This is a genomic window from Ornithinibacillus xuwenensis, from assembly GCF_039614845.1.
GTDB classification, from domain to species: Bacteria; Bacillota; Bacilli; order Bacillales; family Amphibacillaceae; genus Ornithinibacillus; species Ornithinibacillus xuwenensis.
Window position 1 is genome coordinate 677999 of the sequence record NZ_JBDIML010000002.1, and the last position, 25239, is coordinate 703237.

The window sequence follows — 25239 nt, forward strand, 5'->3', positions numbered from 1 at the left end:
AATTTAACAGTAAAAAAATGGGTTGAATCTTTTAAACAATAGCAAAAATTTGACCTTGTTCCATTATTAAAGATACTCTTTTGCAGCTAAAAATTTTATGTGGTATATTATAGGATATGATTTTAAAGTCGGGGTAAAATAATTTAAGGTAGTTTTATCATGTAGTAAAGGGGATAAAAAGATGGATAAAGATACTTCTCTAGTATCTCTAGAAGAATACATATCAAGTATAAACAACATAGAAAAAAATCAATCAAATACTATTTTATTCTCATTGATTATTCCGGTCTATAATGTTGAAGATTATATAGAAGAAACAATGGAAAGTATAATAAACCAGAATTTAGATTTTGAAAAATATGTACAAATCGTATTAGTAAATGATGGAAGTACTGATGGTAGTCACGAAATATGTGAAAAATATAAAAATGCTTACCCTAACAATGTTGTCTACATATCTAAGGAAAATGGAGGGGTAAGTAGTGCCAGGAATGTTGGACTGCAATATGCAAAAGGAAAATATGTGAATTTTGTCGATCCAGACGACATTCTATCCCAAGAAACTTTGTTAAGTGTTTTTGATTTTTTTGAATTGCATAGTAATGATATAGATTTAGTAGCTATCCCAGTTACTTTTTTCGAAGCTAGAAAAGGTCCGCATATTTTAAATTTTAAGTTTGATGAAACTCGGGTTATTGATGTAGAAGAAGAGCCACACAATATTCAACTTAGCGCAAGTAGTTCTTTTATTAAATTGGATGTAGCAAAATCCTTTGTGTTTAACGAGTCATTAAAATACGGGGAAGATGCAGAATTTGTCAATAAAATTATCCTTTTAAAAAGAAAATATGGTGTAGTTACAGAAGGAAACTATTTGTATAGGATTCGAGCGGCGGGGACATCAGCGATTCAAAACACTAGAAAATCAAAAGATATATTTGTTGAATCAGTCGAATACTTTTTGAAATCGTTAATAGATTATTCTTTGTCTAAATATGGTTACGTTCCAAAGTATATACAGCATGTTATCTTTTATGACTTGCAATGGAAATTTAAAATTAAAGAGATATCAAGTGAAACATTGAATGAAAGTGAAGTTATTGAATTTTTCAATTCCGTTATACCGATACTTAGTTACATAGATGATTCTGTCATAAAAAGCCAAAGTAATGTTAATGTACACTTAAAATATTTCATACTAAAACTAAAATATAAGTCTCAACATAATAATTGTTGTATTGAACAAGTCTTCACAGATGATGATGTTCGATTATATTTGAATGGTACTTTGTTAAATAGTTTAAAGAAACAGAATGTATACGTTGAACTAATTAATGTAAGGGACAATCTTTTAACTATTGAAGGATTTTTTGCAAGTCTTTTTGATCGGGAGCAAAGTGAAATATTAGTTAAGGTTAATGATGAACTTGTAAAAACCGAACTTGTTGAAAGGCCTTTAAAGGATACAAGAGTACTCGGCGCAACGGTGAAAAAAGTATATGGTTTCGCTGTTCATATTCCTATTGAATTTGAGAAGCGTGAAAATAAAATATCTTTTTGTGTAAGAATAGATGGTAATATTATACCTATTAATATAACACTAGCGAATAAAGCACCAATCGTATTAAAGAGACCTAGTTATTTCTTTAAGGATGACCTATTAATTACTCGAAATAAAAAGGATTCTTTAATCATTAAGAAAAATACGCTAAAGAACAAATTTAAACATGAGCTTCGGGTATTTAAATATTTATTTAAAAAGAAGAACAATGTCTTAAAGAAAGTAGCGATCATTAGAATGGTGGCTGTGTTCTTATCAAGCTTGTTAAAGAAAAATAAAATTTATCTCTTTATGGACCGTATTGATAAGGCCGATGATAATGCAGAAGTGCTATTTGAATATGCTAATAATGTGAACGATAACGTAAAAAAATATTTTATTATTTCGAATGAAAGTAAAGACGTGGATCGGTTAAAGAAGAGTGGGAAGGTTGTTAAGTACGGCTCATACTACCACAGATTACTACTGTTACTTGCAGACAAATTAATTTCTTCACATGCTGATGAAGTTGTGTTAAATCCATTTGGTAAAATAGGGAAGTATTATAGGGATTTATTTAAGTACGACTTTATTTTCCTACAGCATGGTATCTTGCAAAATGACTTATCGAATTGGTTAAACAAGTATCATAAAAATATAAAAGTGTTTGTCACTTCCTCTGAATTAGAAAAAAATGCAGTGGTTGGAGATAGGTATGGATATGATGAAAACGAAGTCGCTTTAACTGGTTTACCTAGATTTGACCGGTTAGAAAATAAAAATCAAAAAGAAATCTTAATAATGCCTACTTGGAGAAAGCAAATCGTGGGTAATTTCAATTTAAAAGGAAAACGAGAGTACAACGAGGACTTTACTAAGTCAGATTATTATCTATACTACAATAAGCTAATTAATGATCCGCGAGTTATTGAGAAGGCAAAGGAAAAAGGATATAACATTAATTTCGTTGTACATCCTAATATATCTTTGCAGATTAAAGATTTTGATAAGAATGAACATGTAAAAATTATGGATCCTAGTCAAATAAGCTATAGGCAACTATTTAACGTTTCAAGTCTTTTAATTACAGACTATTCATCAGTAGCTTTTGACTTTGCATATTTAAGAAAACCAATTCTTTACTATCAGTTTGATGTAGAAGAATTTCATAGTACACACATACTGAAAGGCTATTTTGATTATGAAGATATCGGATTTGGCCCGGTAATATACGATTATGAAGCCTTAGTTAACACAATACTCCAAGCACTGGACAACGATTGTAATATTGATGAAAAATACTTAAATCGAATTAATGACTTCTTTGCGCATAGTGATAGAAGTAACTCAGCAAGGGTATATGAGAAATTAAGCAAACTGTAGACATAATATATAAAGCTGTCGAGAATTCGGCAGCTTTAATACTACTTTAACATCTATTTTTTTATTCCATATGATATAGGTGATTATATTGAGCAATCAAATTAAAGTAAGAAATCAATTAGAAAAAGTAGTTTCAAATAAAAATAGTCTAACCATCTTCGGAAGAATCATATTGAAAGAACATGAAATAGCAGAAGCTAAGTTGTTATTACTTTCGAGAGGGAATGTAGATTATCGATACTCATACGAAGTTAAGTTAAATAAAGTAGAAGGTAATCCAAATGAAAACGTTTATCTCTATTCTTCGATGATATACTTTAAAAATGCTGATGATAACTTTGTATTAGATGAATTAGTTTATGATGTATTTTTAGACATTAAGACTATGAATGCTGAGTGTACAAGAGTTAGGGTAGGGAAGCCCACTTTAAAAACGAAGCTATTAACAAATGAAACAAAGGTATTAAATTCTAAGTTAGTACAAATGGTTAGACCATATTATACTTTTAAAAGGCAAAATCTCTCTTTAGAAATATTTCTTTTTCCACTTGAGAACTATAGATATTTGAAAAAAGTGATGCGTTTGTCTTGGATTTACAGATTACTTTATATAAAAAAAAGGATATGGATTGTTGGCGAACTTCCCTATAAAGCACAGGATACTGGTTATCACTTTTTCAAGTATATGAGAGAAAATCATCCAGAAAAAAATGTGTATTATGTCATTAACACAAATTCTCCAGAAAAAAAGAATATAGAGAAATTAGGGAATATCCTAGACTTTAAATCTAAGAAACATATTCTCTATACAATTGTTTCTAGAAAAGTAATTTCTTCACATCACCCTGATTATTTATATCCAATAAGAACTAAGAAATTTAAAAAGAAAGTAAAAGCAGTTAAAGTTTTCTTACAGCATGGAGTTTTAGGAACGAAAAATATGACTGCTAATTACGGCAAGTACTCTGGGGATTTTGATGTTGATTTGTTCTTCGTTAGTTCTGATTATGAAAGAAAGATTGTTATTAATGATTTAAATTATGGAGAGAACCAAGTGAAGGTTACTGGTTTATCGCGCTTTGACGCTTTGTTTTCAAAGGATGTTAGTCTTAAAAGACAGATACTAATTATTCCAACATGGCGGGATTGGCTTTCTAATAATAATCAGTTTAAAGAGAGTGAATACTTTAATCGGTACAACAATCTAATTAACAATAAGGACCTTCTTGATTTTGCAAGAGAGAATGAAATTCAAATATTATTCTGCATCCATCCTAATATGCAACAATTTACAGGTCATTTTGAATCAGGCATTGTAAAGTGTATTAAACAAGGAGAAATTAATGTACAGACACTTATAAAAGAGTCTTTACTAATGATTACAGATTATTCTAGCGTGGCTTTTGATTTTAGCTTTTTAAGAAAACCAGTGATATACTATCAATTTGACAGAGATAGGTTCCTTGATAGTAAACCGTCACACATAGACATTGAAGAAGAACTACCCGGTGATATTGTTTATGAAGAAGTTCAATTGATAGAGCTGATCAAAAAATACAAAGAGAATAATTTTAGAATGAAGGAATTAAAACATAATAAGTCACAGAAGTTTTTAAAGTTTAATGATATGAATTCCAATCAAAGGATACTTAATGCAATTGTTGATTTTAGGTTACCGGAACCAAGATGGGTTACACAGTTGCGTAAATATCTAGCAATATTTAAGCAGCATAGAAAAAAGTAAAACTATCTTTACAAAAAGAAGGGTAGAATAAGAAATGAAAAAATACCTTTTAATCGTATATAAAATTTTATTTAAATTAGCTGGTGTTTTATTGCCAGTAAATTCAAAGTTAATCATTTTTGAGAGCTTCCATGGAAAACAGTATAGTGATAATCCAAGAGCTATTTTTGAATATATTAATCAAAATTATCCGGATTATATATGTTACTGGAGTGTAAACAAGCACTATACAGGGGTATTTGATGACTACAAGGACATAAAGCAGGTTAGAAGACTTTCTTTAAAATGGTTATTTTTAATGAATCGCGCAAACTATTGGGTTACAAACAGTAGGTTACCCCTCTGGATAACAAAACCAAAAAAGACGGTCTATTTGCAAACCTGGCATGGAACTCCGTTAAAACGTTTGGCAGCGGATATGGAAGAAGTTCATATGCCTGGTACTAATACTGAAAAATATAAAGAGAACTTTATTAAGGAAGCAAGTAAGTGGGATTATCTTATCTCGCCTAATGATTATTCATCAAAGATCTTTAAGCGTGCATTTAAATTCAATAAATCATTAATTGAAACAGGATATCCTAGAAATGATTACCTAATAAATTCTAATGACGACAAAATTATTGAAAAAGTTAAATCAGATAATAACTTGCCTCAAGACAAAAAGGTTATCCTTTATGCGCCTACATGGAGGGATAATGAATTTTATGATAAGGGAAAATATAAGTTTCAAATTCAATTAGATTTAAAAAGATTACAAAACGAATTAGGTCAGGAATACATTGTTTTATTGAGAATGCATTACTTAGTAGCTGAGCAACTTGACTTGTCTGAATTCAAAGGTTTTGTATATGACTTCTCAAGCTATGAGGATATTCGTGATTTATATTTGATTTCGGATGTGTTGATTACAGACTATTCTTCAGTGTTTTTCGATTATGCGAATTTGAAACGTCCTATGATTTTTTATGTATATGATTTAGAAATATACCGTGATAAACTACGTGGGTTTTATTTTGACTTTGAAAATGAAGCTCCAGGACCTTTAGTAAAGACTACAGATGAAGTTATTGATGTAATAAAAAATTTAGATGCTTTAGAATATGAGCAGTCGGAAGAAATGAACGAATTCTATAATAAATTCTGCTATTTAGAAGATGGGAATGCTAGTGAAAGAGTGGTAGAACAAGTATTTCGTTAACAATTATAGACTACAATTGTTTTTTTGTTTTTTTGCTTGTATAATTTAGAAGCATGTTAAATGGCTGATAAAGTTTTGAAAGGATATTTTTATGAAATCTGCTCTTACAGTTCTAAAAGAACAAATCAATCATTTTTATTTAATTAGAAGATTATCAGTGTACGAATTAATTAGTAAAAATAAAAGTAATTATCTTGGTATGGCATGGGAAGTTATAAATCCTGCGATTCAAATACTAATTTATTGGTTTGTATTTGGCAACATTCGAGAAAATAGTGCAGTTGAAGTGAGTAAAGAAATGGAGCCAGTACCTTTTATAACCTGGCTCGTTGCAGGATTTGTATTATGGATATTCTTTTATCAATCAACTATCCAAGGTTCGAAATCGATTTATAGTAGGTTAAGAATGCTATCTAAGATGAACTTTCCGATGAGTATCATTCCAAACTATGTAATATTTTCTCAATTATATATTCACTTCTTTTTACTATTTTTTATCATTATCATTTTTCACTTTAGTGGATTTTATATAAATATATATTATTTACAGCTAATATATTTTTTATTTGCAACCTTATGCTTAGTTTTTGCTATATCACTAATAACGTCGACCTTATCGACTATAATCAGAGATATTCACATGTTCTTAAATTCTACTTTAAGAATGCTCCTCTATTTGTCACCAATATTATGGCAAATAGAATCTATCGTAGATAATCCTTTTATAGATAAGCTATTAATGCTAAATCCTCTTTATTATTTGATTGAAGGATATCGGTCAGCATTATATGGAATTGACTGGTACTTTATCGTACATTGGGAGTACACTTTATATTTCTGGGCGTTAGTTGTGGTCTTATTCTTATTTGGTGCGGCTTTACATGTGAAATTTAGAAGACACTTTATCGATTACTTGTAAATGGTGTGATTAAAATGGAAAAAGCAATTATTGCTAAAAATGTTACGAAAAAATATAAGTTATATAAAAACACGAAGGAACGTTTACTCGATTTAATTACTCCCAAAAGCTATGGTGAGGATTTTTATGCATTAGCTGATGTGAATTTTGAGGCGGAAAAGGGAGATATTATTGGATTTATAGGTATTAACGGTTCTGGTAAGTCTACTCTTTCAAATATTATAGCAGGTATTGTACCTGAGACCGCAGGAACTGTTAAAGTAAACGGACAGGCTTCCTTAATAGCAGTTTCCTCAGGATTAAAGGGTGACTTATCAGGACGCGATAATATTGAGTTGAAATGTTTAATGCTAGGCTTTAGTAGAGATGAAATAAAAGAACTTGAACCTAAGATTATTGAGTTTGCTGAACTTGAACGTTTTATTGATCAACCTGTAAAATCCTATTCTAGTGGAATGAAATCTAGACTTGGGTTTGCAATATCGGTTACTGTTGATCCAGATATTTTAATTATTGATGAGGCGTTGTCAGTTGGTGACAAAGCATTTGCAGAAAAAAGCTTAAATAAAATGAAAGAATTTAAGGAAAAAGGAAAGACAATGATTTTTGTTAGCCACTCCTTAGGACAAATGAAGGAATTTTGTGAGAAGATTCTTTGGTTAGAATATGGTATGGTTAAAGACTTTGGAAGTGTTGATCAAGTTCTTCCAAAGTATGAGGAGTATCTAAGAGAACAAAAGAAATTGTCTAAAAAAGAACGTGATGAATATAGAGAAGCGATTCTAAAAAAGCAATTACAATTAGTTCAAGGTATTAACTAATATCTTACATGCCACAGTATAAAGCTGTGGTTTTTCTATGGAAAAAAGCCACAGTTTAGAATTAACTGTGGCTTTTGGCTAGTTGATATCTGTAAGACCAGGTGTAGTTATTAATGAATTAATATTATGAACAAACAGTACTGTAGTGATATTATTATCTTCAATATATTCATATACAGTCTTACTATTATAATGCCTTAGATCTAATACTCTAGTTTCAGAAAAGCTCCTGGAAAGGAATTGAATTAATGGATTTGCATACGAATCTTTCAATATTAGTAGCTTTTCATTGTTCGTAACATTTGGATTCCTAATAATACCTTCTGGTACATCTCCTGAAAAGTAAATCATATACCTATTGGTATATTTATCGGGAATATCAAGGTAAGCTAAATCATAAAAGTCTCTGTCACAGCTACCTCGGTAGCAAATTTCAAAATCTTCTTCCTCAAACTTTGGTGTCACAATTGTAACTGTATCTGTCCTAGTTGCATAAGAGGCAGTGGTTCTTCTTGCATCAGAACCATAGAATTCAGCTTCGCTTTCTTCCCAGGTAAATTTATTACTTGGAATTGGTTCCTCTATATCTCCGTTGTTCTCCCTCATCCTATTTATTATATATTCATAGGCATAATGTGCTCCCTTTGGTTTCCAATGGTGATCTGTAAAAAAGTATAAATTCTCTTCATTGGAGTGTGGTTCAATTGTATCTCTTAAATCAAGGGCAGTAATATTTTTTACGTTAGCTAATTCTTTTAGTAATAAGTCTGATTGTTTATTTGCATTACTAACAATATAATCAGGTATCTTTTCTTCCATGATAGTCGTTTTATTAGGAATTAAAGAAAAATAGATGTCCACATCATCCTTTACATTAGATGCAAAGGTATTAATTCTACTAGCGATTTCTTCTGGTTTAACACTTCTCTCATTCGTAACTAAGGTTTGAATTAGATAGCCATCGTCACTAATATAAGTACCTTTCACAAGGTTTTGTCCAAATGCTATGCGCTCAATTTTTGATTTGAGTTCTATCCATGAGCTTCTCAATGGAAATTGATCACTATGGTAGGTTTGAAATCGTCCGAAATAATTCCCAGAAATCATACTTTCTATCGTAAAGTCAGGTCGTTGCTCTAACTTTCTATTTTCTAGTATGGATGTACTTTCGTCTGGCTTGATTAAATTCCAAGCGCCGAAGCTAATAATAATTGCAAAGAATAATACTGCTACTATAATTTCTCCTATCGAGTTCTTCATAATATCTCCCACTTTTGTTAGATTAGAAACGGAAATAAATAAACGGATTAAAAGTATCAGCTACTGTATAGGATATTGAAAGTATAAAAATTAGCATGATATACGTGTTAATTCCAATTTGGTTTAGAAATACATTTGAAAGTGTAGATGTCTGTGATTTAGATTGTATAGCTTCAAATATTTTCATTAGTAAAGGTGTAGAACCAATGATAGCGATACCCAAAATAATGCCATTTTGATAAAAATAGAACTGTGCATCAATATCCCAGATCCCATTACCATTAAATCCAAACATTGTTCCTAAATAAGAGAAAGCATATGAAAAATTATCAGCTCTAAAGAATACCCAACCTATCATAACAAGAATTAACGTATAGATATGGCTAATAGGTTTTGGTATTGATTTTAACAACTTACCTAAGAATAATTTTTCAATCATAATAAGCAAGCCATAGTAGACACCCCATGCAATAAATGTCCAGCTTGCTCCATGCCAAATTCCTGTTGCCAGCCAAACGATGAATAGATTTCGGTACGTATTAAATCTACCTCGTCTATTTCCACCAAGTGGAATATATAAATAATCTCTAAACCAAGAGCTTAGTGAAATATGCCACCTTCTCCAGAATTCTGTAATTGATTTAGAAATATATGGATAATTAAAGTTTTCTAAGAAGTCAAACCCAAGAATCTTTCCTAAACCAATAGCCATATCAGAATAAGCGGAAAAATCGAAATAGATCTGTAGTGAATAGGAGATTATCCCAATCCATGCAAGACCAGTAGTCATATCTGCTGGGTTTTGTGAGAATATTTGATCTGCCACAAAACCACAGTTATTCGCTAAAATCATTTTCTTTCCTAAACCGATAATAAACCTTCTTACACCATATAAAATTCTAGGCAAATTAGAAAATCGTTTTGTAATTTGTTCCGCAACTGTTTGATATCTTACAATTGGTCCAGCTATAAGTTGTGGAAACAAAGAAATATAGAGGGCCAAATCAAATGGATTACGTTGAACTTTACCGTCGTTCCGATAAACGTCAATCACATAACTCATTGCTTGAAAAGTAAAGAAGGAGATCCCAATTGGTAAAGGAATTTCCGGATTAGCAAAATTAGTATTTAATAGAGAATTAATATTTTCAACTATAAAATTTGTATATTTAAAGAAACCTAATATTAGGAGATTAACTACAACCATAAACCCTAATATCAGTTTAACTTTTAATTTGTTATTTCTGTTTATGTCAACAATGATTCCTAATACATAGTTAATAATAATAGAAAGAATCATTACAAGGACAAACTTTGGTTCTCCCCATGCATAAAAAAACAAACTTCCAATTAAAAGTACGATATTTTTAAGACTTTTAGGAACGATGAAATAAACAATAAGAATTGCTGGTAAAAATAAAAATAGGAAGACAGTAGAGCTAAAAACCATTAGCATATTTCCTTTCCAATAGTAAATTTTCACGTTTACCATTATAGCACGGTGGACAAGAAATGGAGAGAGTTTTTGTAGAAAAGTGTAGAAAGATATTTTCGAATGATTACTTTGTCGGATTTAACAGTCAGGACTTGTGTTCCGGAAATAAATGGATAATTTTGTCGATAACTTCTTTTGTAAATTTTTTGTAAAATCTGTATAATAAAATATAAATATTCTAACTATTTTTTCATTTGGGGGATACATATATGTCGCATTACAGCTTTATCCTGCTCTCCGGTGGAATAGGAAAACGGATGCAATTAAATATTCCTAAGCAATTTCTACTACTTGCAGGAAAACCAATTTTTATCCATGTTCTTGAGAAGATAGACGTCATCGAAGAGATTAGAGAAATCATCATTCCTTGTCCTCAGGATTTTGTTGAGAAAACAATGGAAACCATTCAGGAATACGGAATATCTAAGCCGATACGTTGTATAAATGGGGGAGAATCCAGGCAAGAATCGGTCTACAATGGATTGAAAGAAGCATCCTTTGATCATGTTATTATTCACGAGGCGGTTAGGCCATTTGTATCAAGGGAAGCGTTTAAGGCGCTCATGGAGACTGATAATGAAAATGCTATATATGGACTGGATATTCCATTTACGGTTCTAAAAGGAAAGCATGTCATTGAAGAAAACTTAGAGAGAGATCAGTTAGTTAATGTTCAACTTCCACATAAATATAGTACGAAGAAGCTTCTATATGCGCATGAATGCGCAAGAGAAGATAAACTAGAATTCACAGAGGATGCTAGTCTCTTTTTTCATTATTACAAGAGTGATATTCAAATTTTGCAAGGCAGCGAGTACAACATCAAGATCACAAAACCTATTGATCGAAAAATTGCAGAGGCAATTTATAGAGAATCTATTTTAATGGAGGGTTATTAATGTCGAAAACTGTTGTTGTAACTGGTGCAAGTAGAGGAATTGGAAGGGCAATCGCAATTGAATTAAGTCACCGTGAAGATATCTCCAATTTTATATTAATCTCCAGAACTGAAGAAGGATTAGAAGAAACCTCCACCATGATGAACCCCAACAAAAATATCCAATATTACCCATTAGATTTAACGGATTATGCAGAAGTAAAGGAACTAATACAAGAAATAGGAGGAACTTACGGCACTATTGACATGCTCGTGAATGTTGCTGGCTATGCAAATCCAAAGTCTTTACTAGAAACCTCAATTGACGACTGGGAGATGACATATAAGATTAACGTACATTCCTTATTCAATATGACGAAAGAAGCCGTTAAATTTATGAAGAAGACCGGTGGAAAGATTTTGAATGTGGCATCTACAGCGGGTAGCTCAGCTAGACCGGGCTGGCTAGCTTATGCTTCTTCGAAAGCAGCACTGATAAGTATATCGCAGACGTTATCGGAGGAACTATCAGAATATGGTATTTTAGTATATTGCATTTCACCTGGTAGATGTGCTACCGAATTGAGAAAGGTATTAGCGCCAGATGAAGATCCAACAACCATTATGCAACCAGAGCATGTTGGAGAAGTAGTCAACCAACTACTTTCAGATAATGGTATTTGTCTAGATGGACAGAATATCGTCGTTCGAAAACAGGTTACTACATCGAAGCAAGCATCCGTAAAACAAACAACATAAAAACAGAGGCGATTATCAAATGAATTCAGTTGAACTGGAAATCATTCAGCTAGTATTACTAGTGCTCATTCTACTTTCGGTGAATATATCACTTTTAAAGAAATTAAAACTACTCCTAAAACGTAGCATCGTTGTATCCATACGGTTCTTATCGAAGATTGTTCCGAAAAAATCTGACCTAGTCGTATTTGGTGGCGAAAGTGGCCAAGGATTCCGTGGGAATACAAAATATATATTTATCGAAATGAATAAAAACGAAGCAATTACTTGTATTTGGATTACCAAAAATCATCAAGTAATCCAACAAATGTCCCAGCTAGGATATGAGGTTTATCGTCATCATAGCTTAAAGGGCATGTACTACCAATTGCGGGCCAAATTGATTGTACATTCTCATTCTATTAATGATGATTTTGAAAAAGCTTTATTAGGTGGAGCAATCGCTTATAATACTTGGCATGGAGTAGGGTTGAAAAAGGTTTGGGGAGCAAATAAAAGCACCTTCTCCTATAAAATCCTGCATGAAACAAATAAGGTAAAACGTTTCTTTGGTAAGTTTGTAGTCCGAGCAAATTTAGCAGGGAAAAATTACGTTGTTTCCACTAGCCCAAGAGTCTCTTCGTACTATCCAGAGACCTTTCTGGTTTCAAAAGAAAATGTTTTAGAGCTAGGGCAAGTAAGAAATGATGTGTTTTTTAAAGAAACAGAGGAAGACCTGGAAATCCCAGAGTGGATTCGAAGTGAAAAAGTCATTATGTATATGCCCACTCATCGCAAGTTTGGGAAGCTTGAAACGGATATTAATCTAGTATTTGATTTTGATAAATTAAATAAACTTTGTAAGGAAAAGGGCTATAAATTTCTCGTGAAGCGGCATATGTATAGCACTGGTCAGGTTCCAGAAATCTATGAAAATATTATTGATATCAGTAATTCAACCTATGACCCACAGCTTTTATTAAAGTACACCGACATCTTGATTACCGATTACTCCAGCTGCTACACAGATTATCTACTATTAAATCGTCCTGTCTTATTCTATAGCTATGATTTGGATTTGTATTTAAAAAAATCCAATGAGATGTATTTTAATTATTTTGATGTGACACCTGGTCCAAAAGTAAATGATTTTACAGCTTTGATGCAAGAACTTAACCAATCAATGGAAGCACCGGAATTATTCGAGGAAGATAGAAAGCGAGTACTTAATATTTTTTACTCGGAGGAGAATCAAAAGGAAGTTCTACAAAAACAACTAGATTATCTTTATGAACAAATTTTGTAAATAAAGTGAAAGGTAGGTACATAATGAAGCAACTAAGGCTACTACCTACTATTTTAGTGAAATATGGTTTAAGAGCTGCACATGGCATCTTTAGTCTAATCTTTAAAGTAAAAGACCAAAAAATAACATTTGCATCGTATCGTTCTAATGAACTGAAGGATAATTTGTACTATGTGAGTGAAGAATTCAAGGAAAAGCATCCAAGCTATAACCGAGTGTATTTGTTGCGAAAATTTGATTCATCGACTATTGGTAAGATGAAATATCTAATTCATCTATTGAAGTCTTGTTTTCACATCGCGACTTCTCGTTATTTTATTATCGATGATTATTACTTTCCAATTTATGTGATTAAACCGAGAAAACAGGCTGAAATTATACAGTTGTGGCATAGTTCAGGAGCTTTGAAAAAGTTCGGATTAAGTACGGTAGGAAAACCATTTGGGCCAAGTTCACAGTACTTGAAGCATGTCAGTATTCATGGTAATTATTCGAAGGCATATGTTAGTTCACGTGAGGTTATTCCCTATTTTGCTGAGGCATTTGGGATGGAAAAAGAGAAAATCAAACCATTGGGTGTGCCGAGAACCGATTATTTTTATATGGAGGATCTAATCGAACATGCTAGAGAACGGCTGTATAAATGGTATCCCAGCCTCTTTAATAAAAAGTTGATTTTATATGCACCAACTTTTAGGGGGAAAAGTCATTACCAGGATAATTTTGAACTACCGTTTGATACAGCTGCTATGGAATCAGCCATAGGGAAAGAATATGCCTTATTAGTTCATTTACATCCATACATGAAATCAGAATTAAATTATGAAGAGAATAGCTTCGTTTACAATATAGAAGAAGGATTCACTATACAAGAGTTACTAGGGGTTACAGACATATTAATTACGGACTATTCTACGGTATTCTTCGATTATAGCTTGTTAAACCGCCCTATTATATTTTATAGCAATGATTTAGAGGATTATAAAAATGAACGGGATTTCTATTATGATTATGAAGCGTTAATTCCAGGTCCAATAATTTCGAATACAGATGCACTTATAAATATTATCCAAAATAACGACTTTAAATCGCATGATATAGAGAATTTTGCTAATCGATTTTTTGATTATCAGGATGGATTTGCAACGCAACGAATTGTAAGCGATATCTTGCAGAAAACCAAGTAGAATGTATCTACTTGGTTTTTCTTATACAAATATATCCGGATTATTCGAGAATACCCCATCAACACCATATTCTACTAATTCCTCATATCGTTCCTTCTGATTTACGGTATAAGGGAACACCTTATATCCTTTTCCTTTGCATTTTGTAACAAATTCTTGGTCCACATACACATGATTTGGATGAATACTATAAACATTCAGATCACTATTTTCTGCATAGTTCCATGTTTGTAATATTCGATAGTGAAAAAGTAACCCAAGTGGAATGGAAGGATTAAGATCTTGGACATTTTTTAATGCCACATGGTCGAAGGAAGAGATGATAATCTGATCAAGTCGATTATATTCCTCCAGCTTATCAAGCAATAACCTTTCAATCCCTTCATAAATGACGGGAATATTTTTGATTTCGATATTTAATAGGATGGATTTAGGGCAGATAGCCAATACCTCATCAAGTGTCGGTAATGTTGTACCGCTATATTTGTCTTTGAAGGAGCCACTAATATCAATCTGTTTAATCTCTTCTAGTGTATAGTCCTTTATCAATGTGGTGGAGCTTTTATTAAACCTTGTTAATTTATGATCATGGCAGACAACTAATTGTTTATCTTTTGTTAGTTGTACATCGAGCTCAATTGCTTTTGTTCCTCGTTCAAGCGCCTTTTGAAATGCTGGAATTGTATTTTCAGGGGCCTCCGTTAAAGAACCACGATGTGCAAAATTTAATACCATTTCATCATCTCCATCTTTATTCCATATAGCCTCATCATACCATAAGAAATCCATATCTTAACAATCATCATTCACATAAATTAAAGCGATTATTACATAATAAAATAAGAAACGACTTCACATTTAAGGTTGGGTGAAAATATGAAAATTAGATTAAGTTTGCTAAGTGTATTCCTGCTATTTTTATTGGTTTCCTGTAATGATGAACCAGAACAAGGACAGCGCGGTGATGAAAGTCCTTTTCAGAATATCTCAACCGAGACTCCAGCGGATGAACAACCATCAGAGATTCCCAATAATGGCTTGAATACGAACGAGGATCAATTGGCGGATAACGAAGAAATTAACCGTGATCAAGAAGATTTACAAAAAGCGCTACCAGAAGATTCTATAACGCCTGAGGAATTATATGAAGAGGAACAATATGAAGCTAAGCAGGTTGAAGTAATAACCACATTACCATTTGATAGCTTTAAAGAACGCTGGAATGCGATATCCGATGCGCAACTTACTAATTTGTACATAAGTAAATTCCAGGAGATGCAAAATGATGTTGGTATTAGCTATACAGCGTCATTAAATGCACATATGAAGCTTAGAGTGAAGGTCACAAGTGATTATGTACAATCGGTTGGATTAGTTTCAGATCGGAATGTAGACACCGTGCAGATGCTTACAGGATGGTCGCAAGTTATTAAAATTCTACATCCTGAGCTCGAGATACATGATGTGGATGCTTTCTTCAATGAGATTGGAGTCGGTCCTAATGGAGATTTAACCAATCTAAAGGAAGGAATTTATCCTTATGATTACCTCGAATATGAACTTGCAAAAACGGAAGAAGGATATGTATTTCGTGGAGCCTATAAATAGAAGATTGTTTACGCAACTAGAACGTAACACAGGGAGGTACGAAAATGAAAAGGCTAAAATGGATTCTGATACTTTGTACAGCCTTTATGTTGACAATTTTACCACAAAGTACCCCAACCAAATCACAAAATAACTTATTCAATATGTCTTATCTGTTTTTTGGATCCCCGAGTAGCTATATCAGTCAGGTGGATAAAACAAAGGGAAGCCTTGATGTGGTATCTCCAAACTATTTTGATATTACCCAGGAGGGGGACTTGGCCATTACGTGGACCCTACAATCCTCCTTTATCAATGAAATGCATAAAAGAGGAATCCGAGTTGTCCCTTTTCTTGCAAATCACTGGAATGCAACAGCTGGAATAAATGGATTAAATAATCGAGATGCATTAGCGAGAAAAGTAGCAGATGCCATCCAAAAATATAATTTAGATGGGGTAAATGTAGATATTGAAGGTGTAGGTAGTACGTATCGAGATGCTCACACTGATTTTATTAGACTGTTAAGGCAATATGTACCAAAGGATAAGGAAGTGTCGGTTGCCACTGCAGCTAATCCAAACGGTTGGAATACTGGGTGGCACGGTTTTTATGATTATACTGCACTCGCCAAATATGCTGATTATCTCATGATTATGGCCTATGACGAAACATGGGAATCGCCCGATAGCCCAATTGGACCGGTATCCAGCATTCAATTCTTTGAACGATCGATTCAATATGCTATTAATCGAGGGGTTCCTAGAGACCGAATTGTAATTGGTTTACCATTTTACGGACGTATGTGGAAATTGGACGGGCCAACATCGGCAGGCAAGAGCATTACTGGTAAAGGGGTATCCAGTACGAGAGTAGGGCCATTAGTGGACAAATACAATGGCAAAATTGAGTTTGATGAAGTAACAAAATCGTCATTTGCAACCTTCTCTATACCAAGTGGCCAGTCTTCCTTTATTGGTAGCACAGAGTTAACAGCAGGAAACTATATCATTTGGTATGAGAATGAACCGTCCATAAAGGCCAAGCTAAGAATGCCAAGTAAATATGGGCTTAAAGGAACAGGATCTTGGGCTTTGTATCATGAAACACCTGATACATGGGATTACTATTCACTATGGCTAAACAGCGTATTTTTTACAGATGTGGTTGCAAATCATTGGGCAGAAGCAAGTATTAATCGAGTTTCAGAGCTCGGCTGGATGGCGGGAACAACCAGTACTAACTTCTCACCAAAGAAAACCTTAACGCGTGCTGAAGGAGCTGTAATTATTGTTCGTGCTCTAGATAAGGATACGATCATCCCTAAATCCCAGCAGTTTAAGGATGCGGTTGGTCACTGGGCACAAAAAGAAATTGAAATTGCAAGAGAGCTTGGGTATGTATCTGGGAAGTCTGCTACAACCTTTGATCCGAAGGCGCCACTTACAAGGGAACAATTAGCGGCCATTTTTCAGAATATCTTTCAATACAATATTACGAATTCAACGGTAAACCCATTCCCAGACGTATCCAAAAACAAATGGTCTTTTAACTCGATATTAGCACTGTCCCAACAAGGCATTCTTAGTGGCTATCCCGATGGTACATTCCGCCCTAGCTCATCTTCAACTAGAGCAGACATGGCTGCTTTAATGGACCGTATGAAGAATGATTTTGAACAGATTCAATTACAACAATAATCATGCTCTCTATGAAAGAAAAGTGGTGGTTGTTATGCGGAGTTTTTTCTTATTTATTGTCATATTGCTTTCTGCTTGTAGTAACGAGTCTCAGCAAGAGCCTGCTCGGGATAACTTCGATAATATCACCAAGCTGAATACAGCTGGAGAACAAATTCCGTTAGACAATACAGAAGCGGTTGAACATCGTAAGGTTATGATTCTGGCTAAAAGCGGTTTTCGACCAGCTACGATCATGCTTGAATATGGTGGTGAGGTTGAACAATCCTATGAAGAAATGAATATGGTTGCAGGTCTAATACCAGTTGACCAGCTGGAGAATTTGAAGCAGGATGCTAGAATTATGCATCTTGAGATTGATAAGCCTGTCGAATTGAAGCCAGCTCAAGTATTGGATTGGGGCGGTGTGCGTTTACAAGTCCCCAATTCACTCGCGAGTAATTTTACCGGTTCTGGTGTCAAGATTGCTGTAATCGATACAGGAATAGCCATACATGAGGATTTGAAAATTGTAAATGGTATTTCCTTGGTGGACTATACGACGAGCTTTCATGATGACAATGGTCATGGAACCCATGTCGCTGGAATTATTGGAGCAAAGAATAATGCAATTGGGGTTGTTGGTGTAGCACCTGACAGCGAGCTATATGCAGTAAAAGTATTGGATCAAGATGGGACAGGCTATTTGTCAGATGTAATTGCTGGAATTGACTGGTCTATTCAGAATGGCATGGATATCATTAACCTAAGCTTAGGGAGTAATCAAGCATCACCTTTATTAGAAACGATGATAAACAAGGCAGTAAGCCAAAATATGGTGATCGTATCTGCTACAGGCAATGAAGGAACAGCAGCAGGTGATGTTGATACGGTAAGCTATCCAGCACGGTATACAAATGTAATTGGTGTTGGAGCGGTGGATAAAACGAATAAACGAGCTTCTTTTTCCTCTACTGGAAGTGCTGTGGAATTTGTGGCACCAGGTGTCAGTATCCTAAGCTCTTATGTAGGGAATTCTTACGCCAGAATGGATGGCACTAGTTCGGCTACACCATATGTTACAGGTGTCATTGCGCTTTTGAAGCAAATTAATCCGACTATTACATTACAAGCGATTCGGACAGAATTACGAAATGAAAGTATAGACCTTGGTTCGGTAGGAAGAGATTCCTGGTATGGTTTTGGTTTGGTACAAGCACCGTATTATTTTAAAGATATTTATGGACACTGGGCTCGAAACGACATTTTAACTGTCTATGAAAAGCAATGGATGGTGGGATTACCAGATCAATATTTCTACCCTAGTAGAGCGTTAACTAGGGCAGAGGGAGCAGCAATCATCTCACGAATCTTGGGGCTTCAGCAGGCCACAAGTGGAGAAATGCCTTTTACCGATGTATCGATAAAGCATTGGGCCTATCAAGACATAAGAACTGTGTACCAAGATGGATTAATGGTAGGGATAACACCGAATCAATTTCAACCGGGGAAATATTTAACAAGGGAACAAATGGTGGTCATGCTATCCAGAATATTTTCCAATCAACAAACAACTAGAATTCCATTTACGGATGTCGCATTGTCACGCTGGTCATATCAAGCAATTGCTTCGATGTATGGTATGGGAATTATTAGTGGCGTGACACCAACCTCGTTCGCACCGGCAAAGTCGGTGACAAGAGCCGAAATGGCGGCTATGTTAAACCGTATTTCTCCTCATCTAGGTGAATAGATGAGGAGAGTGTTATTAATTTCATGTAGAAAGTATGGCTTAAAACCTTTATAATATATAGTTAGATATACAAAATAGGAAAAGTATGGACCGAATGAGGTCCTACTTCATAAAGAAGGTATTCATTATGATAAAAATTGCTTTGTTAGCACTGATAACCATGATTATCTCTCTGATCATGACACCATTGCTAATTAAGTTAAATAAGAGACTAAATATAACTGATAAACCCGATCAACGAAAAGTACATAAGGAGCCCATTCCGACTATGGGCGGCTTGGCAATCTTCATAAGTTTTTTAGCGGGGCTACTAATATTAAACCCAACTAGTGACTATCATTTAGCAATTATTATGGGGGCATTCATCATCATTGTGCTAGGGATAATGGATGATATGTACAATCTTTCTCCTCGAATAAAGTTTATGGCACAAATAGCAGTTGCTGTGATGGTTGTGTTTTGGGGTGGATTACAAGTTGAGTTTATTAATCTACCCTTCGGTGGACAAGTAGAATTTGGGGTCTTGAGTTCGTTAATCACGATATTCTGGATTGTTGGTGTGACCAACGCGATAAACTTAATTGATGGTTTAGACGGTCTTGCTGCGGGGATATCATCAATTGCTCTGGGTACGATTGCTGTGATGGCAATTATTATGGGTGAAGTGTATGTTGGTACAATGGCATTGATATTACTCTTTAGCACCCTTGGATTTTTACGATACAATTTCTATCCTGCAAAGATTTTCATGGGTGACACCGGAGCACTATTCCTAGGATATATGATTGCTGTATTATCCTTACTTGGATTTAAAAACATTACGTTTATTTCCATCATCATTCCGATATTTATTTTAGGTGTTCCGATATCGGATACATTAATTGCGATGGTTAGAAGATACATTAATAAACAGCCAATATCTAGTCCAGATAGCTCACATATGCATCATCGCTTAATCAGCGTTGGATTTACACATAAACAAACGGTATTATTTATGTATGCATTAAGCTCGATGTTTAGCTTGGCAGCGATCTTATTTTCCATGACTACGGTTTGGGGCTCTGTTCTAATTACGGTAACCATTCTATTAACGCTTCAAGTCTTAATCGAAAATCTCGGGTTAATTCGAACGAATTTTAAACCATTAACAAACTTCATAAAAGGTTTTCGACATAAATAAGAAAGCAGCTGTTTTGTAACAGCTGCTTTCTTTTATATTAGATTATTCTTGGCCTTCTGTGGAACCAGTCATATTAATGACAGTACTTGTGTTAAGATCTAGGTGATCTTGTAGGATTTGCTTTGTTTCAGCAAGTGAAGCATCATCTAATTTCCAATAATATGTTTTACCTGGTTGATAATCATAGCCTTCTAACGTAAGGGCTTCAATATCAAGATTTGATCCGCTTGTTCCATAGCTAATGAAGCTTTTCATCTCTTTGAAAGTCATATTAGTTGTCATGTTACTACCAACAGCTTCAATAATATCATCGATTTTTAGAATTGATTTAACAGACACAGATTTTTTCACAATTGCTTTAATGATATCTTGTTGTCTTTTTCCACGTTCAATATCATTGTCTAGCTTTCTTGTACGAGCAAGTGCTAGTGCTTCTTCACCGTTAAGCTCCTGCTCACCTGGAAGTAGGTGAATAGCTCCTGCATTATCCTTCGAGTCTTGTTCGTAAAATTCGTATGGAACATCGACAGTAATACCATTTACAGCATCTACTACATCAATAAATGCTTCAAAGTTCACTTTAACATAGTAATCTATTGGGATTTCTAATAGATTTTCTACAGTGTCAATTGTTGCCTCTGGACCGCCATATGCGTGTGCATGGTTAATTTTATCCTCATAACCGACCTCAGGAATGTACGTAAGTGTATCACGAGGAATACTTACTAGTTTTACACTTTTATCCTTTTGATTTAAGGTAGCGACCATTAAAGTATCCGTACGAGAGTTATTTGCGTTTGCGCGGATGTCACTTGCGTCTACCCCCATAATTAGTACCGATACATTGTCATCACTAGGGTTAACACTTGCTTCCCGAAGATCTGACTTTTCTTTTCCGTCCTCGACATACGAATTTGAGAACACGGTATCTGCTTTAAAATATAGGTAACCTGCATAAGATAACGCGGCTACTAAAAAGATAAGGGGTATAAAGATAAAATATACGCGTTTCCGAAGTTTCCTTTTTCGTTTTCGTTTCACCATACGTGTTTGTGGTGTGTGATTAGTTGTCATAAAATATCTCCTCTTATACTTTCTATCGTCTTTACGTATAGAACGCATCAAATATATACAAAATTTACATTCAAGTGTTATGATTACTTTGATATTTATATTACATGTGATATAGGCATAAAAAAGCCTACCCTATATTTTACTATGAATCAGCTCATTCGTAAATTATATTTTTATTACAATTATACTAAAAAAATACATAAAGATGCGTCTCCATAATTTGACGAAAAAAGTGGACTAAAAGTTTCATTTTAATGGAAAGGATTTTTTCTAATGAATTCAAAAAACGTTGTAACCATTATGGATATTGGCTTTGTGAACAAAACAAAAGAAGAATTTTTACGAGACTGTGTGAAGCCTCGTCTAGAAAATGAAGAAAAATGCTTTATCGTCACGGCAAATCCAGAGATTGTGATGAAGGCACGAGAGGACCAAGCCTATAAAGAGGTGATTCAAGAGGCGGACTATGTAATACCAGATGGGATCGGAATTGTAAAGGCAGCTGGGTGGATGAAGCAGCCACTGAAGGAAAGAATTGCTGGCTTTGATTTAGTAGTAGACTTATTGCAATATGCTAATGAAAGAGGGCTTAGCTGTTATTTTCTTGGTGCACAAGCACATGTGAATGAAAAAGCGGTTGCCGCAGTAAGAAAAGAATATCCTAATGTAACAATTGCGGGGAACCATCATGGCTTTTTTGACTTGGATGATCTATCTATTGTCGAAGCAGTTAAGGAGTCGAATGCAGATATCGTATTAGTTGCACTAGGTCTTCCTAGACAGGAGCTATGGATTAATCAGCATTACCATCATTTTCATAAAGGTGTGTTTATCGGTGTCGGTGGAACGCTTGATGGACTAGCAGGCGATGTCCCCCGTGCTCCCAAAATATGGATCAAACTGAACCTTGAATGGTTATATCGCATAATAAAACAACCAAGCCGCATTAAACGTATCGGAAAAGTCTTTGAGTTTATGCTACGAGTATTAGTTAAGAAAAGCTAGCCTGATAGGCTAGCTTTTTGTTCTACTTGTTATTCGCAACAGTTATTGCATTAGGTAAATGCCATATTCATTGGTAAGCTCACTTGTGAACTGATAGTTTGTTGGAATGTCAAGGTGTTCTCTTAGCTTCTGTGATACTTGTTCCTTACTTTCTTCATCTACTTGAAAATACCATCCACCATCATCCATATAACCTCCATCACCTTCAAGCTCGATGCTTTGAATCGATACATTTTCATCTGTCACGTAGGATAGAAAGCCCTTCATCTTATCAAAGGTTAAATTAGTGCTCATATTTGGTCCAATTGCATCTAATACGGCACCTAATTTAAATACAGATGCTACTGAAGTTGATTTGTTAAAGATTGCTTTTAGAATCGCTTGTTGTCGTTTACCACGTTCAAAATCATTATCATATTTTCTAGTTCGAGCAAGTGCTAATGCTTCTTCGCCAGTTATTAATTGTTCACCAGGTAGTAAATGAATCGCATCCTCATTATCATGGGAATCCATTTCATAGAGTTCATATGGTACATCAAACTGAATGCCATCCAATGCATCTACCACCTCAACGAATGCATCAAAATTTAACCGAACATAATAGTCTACTGGAACATTGAGGAATTTCTCTACTGTTTCAATTGATCCTTTAGCACCGCCATAAAAATGGGCATGTGTAATTTTAGAGAAACCATCAATAACGGGTATATAGGTATAGGTATCTCTAGGAATACTTAATAGCTTTACCGTATTTTTCTCAACATTGAATGTCGCATATAACAACGCATCAGAACGACTTTGCTCCCCAAATCCTCTTTCTTCTCCAGTGTCCACACCAATAAAGAGAACCGATACATTATCACTGACTGGACTAACAGGATCAGGTCGGAGGGATGAGGTATCTTCTTCTCGGTCAATTTCCTGATAGGAACCATCCACCATATCCTCTGTTTTATCTAATAAATAAAGTGCGTAGCCAACCCCAATACCAATACAAAATAGAAATACGAAGCTCCCAATAATAACTACTTTTTGTAGTCGGCTCTTCGTAGTCCAAAAATTCCTGATAAAATTCATCTAAAAACTCCTCTATTCCTGCTATCTTTCTAAAACATCGTATTATTGGTTATTTCCGATAATTGCCGTAGCTATTCAATCTACACAATCTTTTCCAAGTTGGAAATGATAAGTAGGACTTTATACATACTTCTTAAAATAGCATAATTTTACCAATAATGAAATGAGGAGCTCTTTGAAATTTAAACAATTTTGTTCAACTTTGCCTCCTTTTGTCTCCTTTTATCGATTATACAGGTGAAAGGAGGTGCTAAGCATGGCAGTATCAGATATGACCGATTCTCAGCTGCGTCTTGTTTTTCACGATGGTGATGATGCCATAACAGGTGAACCAATTTATAAGTACAAAAGCTTTAACAATGTGAAAACAGATGCTACAGCAGATCAATTGTATGCAATCGCAAATGCAATTTCAGGATTGCAACAGCGCTCACTATTTAATATTGAGCGTAAAGACAGCTCTGACATTCGTCAGGCGTAATGAAGTACTACATGAACTTTAGAAGGGAGGTTAAGGTATGAAAAAGCTTGAATTGAAGTTCGAGAATGAAGATGGAAAGGTTGTAACGTATTCCGTGGACAATCCGATTGAACCAGTGGACCCAGCTACTGTAGGATCTGCAATGGATGAGATTCTTACGCAAAATGCTTTCACGACAAGTGGCGGTAATTTAGTAGCTAAGAAAAGTGCACGAGTTGTTGAACGTATTGTTCAGGATATCGAGTTAGCTTAACGATAGCATAGGCCAGCATTGATTGCTGGTCTATTTTTCTAAATGGAGGTGACATTGTGGAGAACTGGGTATCGCTCGTGACAGAGGTTGGTTTTCCAATCGCGGTGACATTCTATTTATTGCACCGCATAGAAGGAAAACTCAATACTCTGATAGAGTCGATTCATGCATTGCCAGATAGGATGAAGTAGGAAAAGAGCGGCAGTTATTCATTGGTGAATAACTGCCGCTCTTTTTGAGGATGTTGTGGATGTGATAGTAGAGGAGGTGGGTCAGGTTTGAGAGCGAAATTAGGATGAAAAGCGCATGATGGGTGAGCTCATGCATGTTTTGAGCGGGGAAATGAGGTGAAAAGTGCATGAGGGATGCTCTCATGTATGTTTTGAGAGCAAATTCTGGTTGAAAAGTGCATGAGGGAGGTTCTCATGTATGTTTTGAGAGCAGATTCTGGTTGAAAGGTGCATGAGGGAGGTTCTCATGTATGTTTTGAGAGCAGATTCTGGTTAAAAAGTACATGAGGGATGCTCTCATGTATGTTTTGAGAGGAAATTCTGGTTAAAAAGTACATGAGGGATGCTCTCATGTATGTTTTGAGAGGAAATTCTGGTTAAAAAGTACATGAGGGATGCTCTCATGTATGTTTTGAGAGGAAATTCTGGTTAAAAAGTACATGAGGGAG

21 protein-coding genes and 1 pseudogene are annotated in these 25239 nt (G+C 34.5%); 17 read left to right on the plus strand and 5 right to left on the minus strand.

From position 1 onward, the window contains the following. Window positions 1–181 precede the first annotated feature (181 nt). The 5 genes and pseudogenes from ABC228_RS09135 (at window position 182) to tagH (ending at window position 7608) form a co-directional block, all read left to right on the plus strand. Window positions 182–2923 carry a bifunctional glycosyltransferase/CDP-glycerol:glycerophosphate glycerophosphotransferase gene (locus ABC228_RS09135; protein ID WP_345824810.1) on the plus strand — a complete coding sequence of 914 codons (2742 nt, stop codon included), beginning with the start codon at window positions 182–184 and terminating at the stop codon, window positions 2921–2923. Between the two features lie 88 nt (window positions 2924–3011). Then, window positions 3012–4667 carry a CDP-glycerol glycerophosphotransferase family protein gene (locus ABC228_RS09140; protein ID WP_345824811.1) on the plus strand — a complete coding sequence of 552 codons (1656 nt, stop codon included), beginning with the start codon at window positions 3012–3014 and terminating at the stop codon, window positions 4665–4667. Window positions 4668–4707: 40 nt separating this feature from the next. Then, window positions 4708–5868: pseudogene (locus ABC228_RS09145) on the plus strand (CDP-glycerol glycerophosphotransferase family protein); the annotation flags it as partial. 91 nt (window positions 5869–5959) lie between these two features. Then, on the plus strand, window positions 5960–6787 hold the full coding sequence (locus ABC228_RS09150) for an ABC transporter permease (protein WP_345824812.1): 828 nt from the start codon (window positions 5960–5962) through the stop codon (window positions 6785–6787). Window positions 6788–6801: 14 nt separating this feature from the next. Continuing rightward, the gene (tagH, locus tag ABC228_RS09155; protein ID WP_345824813.1) at window positions 6802–7608 is read left to right on the plus strand and encodes a teichoic acids export ABC transporter ATP-binding subunit TagH; all 807 of its coding nucleotides are present in this window, start codon (window positions 6802–6804) and stop codon (window positions 7606–7608) included. A gap of 78 nt (window positions 7609–7686) precedes the next feature. Here tagH and ABC228_RS09160 read toward each other — a convergent pair whose 3' ends face one another. After that, window positions 7687–8868: a DHHW family protein gene (locus ABC228_RS09160; protein ID WP_345824814.1), complete on the minus strand. Its 1182-nt coding sequence runs from the start codon at window positions 8866–8868 to the stop codon at window positions 7687–7689. Window positions 8869–8890: 22 nt separating this feature from the next. Continuing rightward, window positions 8891–10318, minus strand: a complete 1428-nt coding sequence (locus tag ABC228_RS09165; protein ID WP_345824815.1) for an MBOAT family O-acyltransferase — start codon at window positions 10316–10318, stop codon at window positions 8891–8893. 254 nt (window positions 10319–10572) lie between these two features. On the opposite strand from ABC228_RS09165, the gene ABC228_RS09170 reads away from it, so the two are divergent. The 4 genes from ABC228_RS09170 to ABC228_RS09185 are packed head-to-tail and all read left to right on the plus strand — an operon-like array spanning window position 10573 to window position 14471. Continuing rightward, a complete protein-coding gene (locus ABC228_RS09170) occupies window positions 10573–11262 on the plus strand; it encodes an IspD/TarI family cytidylyltransferase (RefSeq protein WP_345824817.1) in 690 nt (229 codons plus the stop codon). Next, on the plus strand, window positions 11262–11999 hold the full coding sequence (locus tag ABC228_RS09175; protein ID WP_345824818.1) for an SDR family oxidoreductase: 738 nt from the start codon (window positions 11262–11264) through the stop codon (window positions 11997–11999). The genes ABC228_RS09170 and ABC228_RS09175 overlap by 1 nt, the downstream gene beginning before the upstream one ends. A gap of 19 nt (window positions 12000–12018) precedes the next feature. Beyond that, window positions 12019–13284, plus strand: a complete 1266-nt coding sequence (locus tag ABC228_RS09180) for a CDP-glycerol glycerophosphotransferase family protein (RefSeq protein ID WP_345824819.1) — start codon at window positions 12019–12021, stop codon at window positions 13282–13284. 23 nt (window positions 13285–13307) lie between these two features. Then, window positions 13308–14471, plus strand: coding sequence for a CDP-glycerol glycerophosphotransferase family protein (locus ABC228_RS09185; protein WP_345824820.1), 1164 nt, complete (start codon window positions 13308–13310; stop codon window positions 14469–14471). A 21-nt stretch (window positions 14472–14492) separates the two neighbouring features. On the opposite strand, the gene ABC228_RS09190 is transcribed toward ABC228_RS09185, so the two are convergent. Then, window positions 14493–15260: a glycerophosphodiester phosphodiesterase gene (locus tag ABC228_RS09190; RefSeq protein ID WP_345824821.1), complete on the minus strand. Its 768-nt coding sequence runs from the start codon at window positions 15258–15260 to the stop codon at window positions 14493–14495. 87 nt (window positions 15261–15347) lie between these two features. On the opposite strand from ABC228_RS09190, the gene ABC228_RS09195 reads away from it, so the two are divergent. The 4 genes from ABC228_RS09195 to ABC228_RS09210 all read left to right on the plus strand — a co-directional run bounded on the left by ABC228_RS09195 (window position 15348) and on the right by ABC228_RS09210 (window position 20670). Beyond that, entirely contained in the window at window positions 15348–16079 is a 732-nt protein-coding gene (locus ABC228_RS09195) for a hypothetical protein (RefSeq protein ID WP_345824822.1), read from the plus strand. Between the two features lie 44 nt (window positions 16080–16123). After that, window positions 16124–17758, plus strand: a complete 1635-nt coding sequence (locus tag ABC228_RS09200; protein WP_345824823.1) for an S-layer homology domain-containing protein — start codon at window positions 16124–16126, stop codon at window positions 17756–17758. 34 nt (window positions 17759–17792) lie between these two features. Then, window positions 17793–19490 (plus strand): S8 family peptidase, encoded by a 1698-nt coding sequence (locus tag ABC228_RS09205; protein ID WP_345824824.1) that lies wholly within the window; start codon window positions 17793–17795, stop codon window positions 19488–19490. 127 nt (window positions 19491–19617) lie between these two features. Then, window positions 19618–20670, plus strand: a complete 1053-nt coding sequence (locus tag ABC228_RS09210) for a glycosyltransferase family 4 protein (RefSeq protein ID WP_345824825.1) — start codon at window positions 19618–19620, stop codon at window positions 20668–20670. 42 nt (window positions 20671–20712) lie between these two features. Here ABC228_RS09210 and ABC228_RS09215 read toward each other — a convergent pair whose 3' ends face one another. Continuing rightward, window positions 20713–21744, minus strand: coding sequence for an LCP family protein (locus tag ABC228_RS09215; protein WP_345824826.1), 1032 nt, complete (start codon window positions 21742–21744; stop codon window positions 20713–20715). Between the two features lie 273 nt (window positions 21745–22017). On the opposite strand from ABC228_RS09215, the gene ABC228_RS09220 reads away from it, so the two are divergent. After that, entirely contained in the window at window positions 22018–22749 is a 732-nt protein-coding gene (locus ABC228_RS09220) for a WecB/TagA/CpsF family glycosyltransferase (protein WP_345824827.1), read from the plus strand. A 42-nt stretch (window positions 22750–22791) separates the two neighbouring features. Here the strand turns inward: ABC228_RS09220 and ABC228_RS09225 are convergent, their stop codons facing one another. Further along, a complete protein-coding gene (locus ABC228_RS09225) occupies window positions 22792–23826 on the minus strand; it encodes an LCP family protein (protein ID WP_345824828.1) in 1035 nt (344 codons plus the stop codon). 256 nt (window positions 23827–24082) lie between these two features. Between ABC228_RS09225 and ABC228_RS09230 the strand changes: the two genes are divergently transcribed. The 3 genes from ABC228_RS09230 to ABC228_RS09240 are packed head-to-tail and all read left to right on the plus strand — an operon-like array spanning window position 24083 to window position 24751. Continuing rightward, the gene (locus ABC228_RS09230; protein WP_345824829.1) at window positions 24083–24307 is read left to right on the plus strand and encodes a DUF1659 domain-containing protein; all 225 of its coding nucleotides are present in this window, start codon (window positions 24083–24085) and stop codon (window positions 24305–24307) included. A 37-nt stretch (window positions 24308–24344) separates the two neighbouring features. Next, window positions 24345–24560: a DUF2922 domain-containing protein gene (locus ABC228_RS09235; RefSeq protein ID WP_345824830.1), complete on the plus strand. Its 216-nt coding sequence runs from the start codon at window positions 24345–24347 to the stop codon at window positions 24558–24560. Window positions 24561–24616: 56 nt separating this feature from the next. Beyond that, on the plus strand, window positions 24617–24751 hold the full coding sequence (locus ABC228_RS09240; protein WP_345824831.1) for a YvrJ family protein: 135 nt from the start codon (window positions 24617–24619) through the stop codon (window positions 24749–24751). The last annotated feature ends 488 nt before the right edge of the window (window positions 24752–25239 follow it).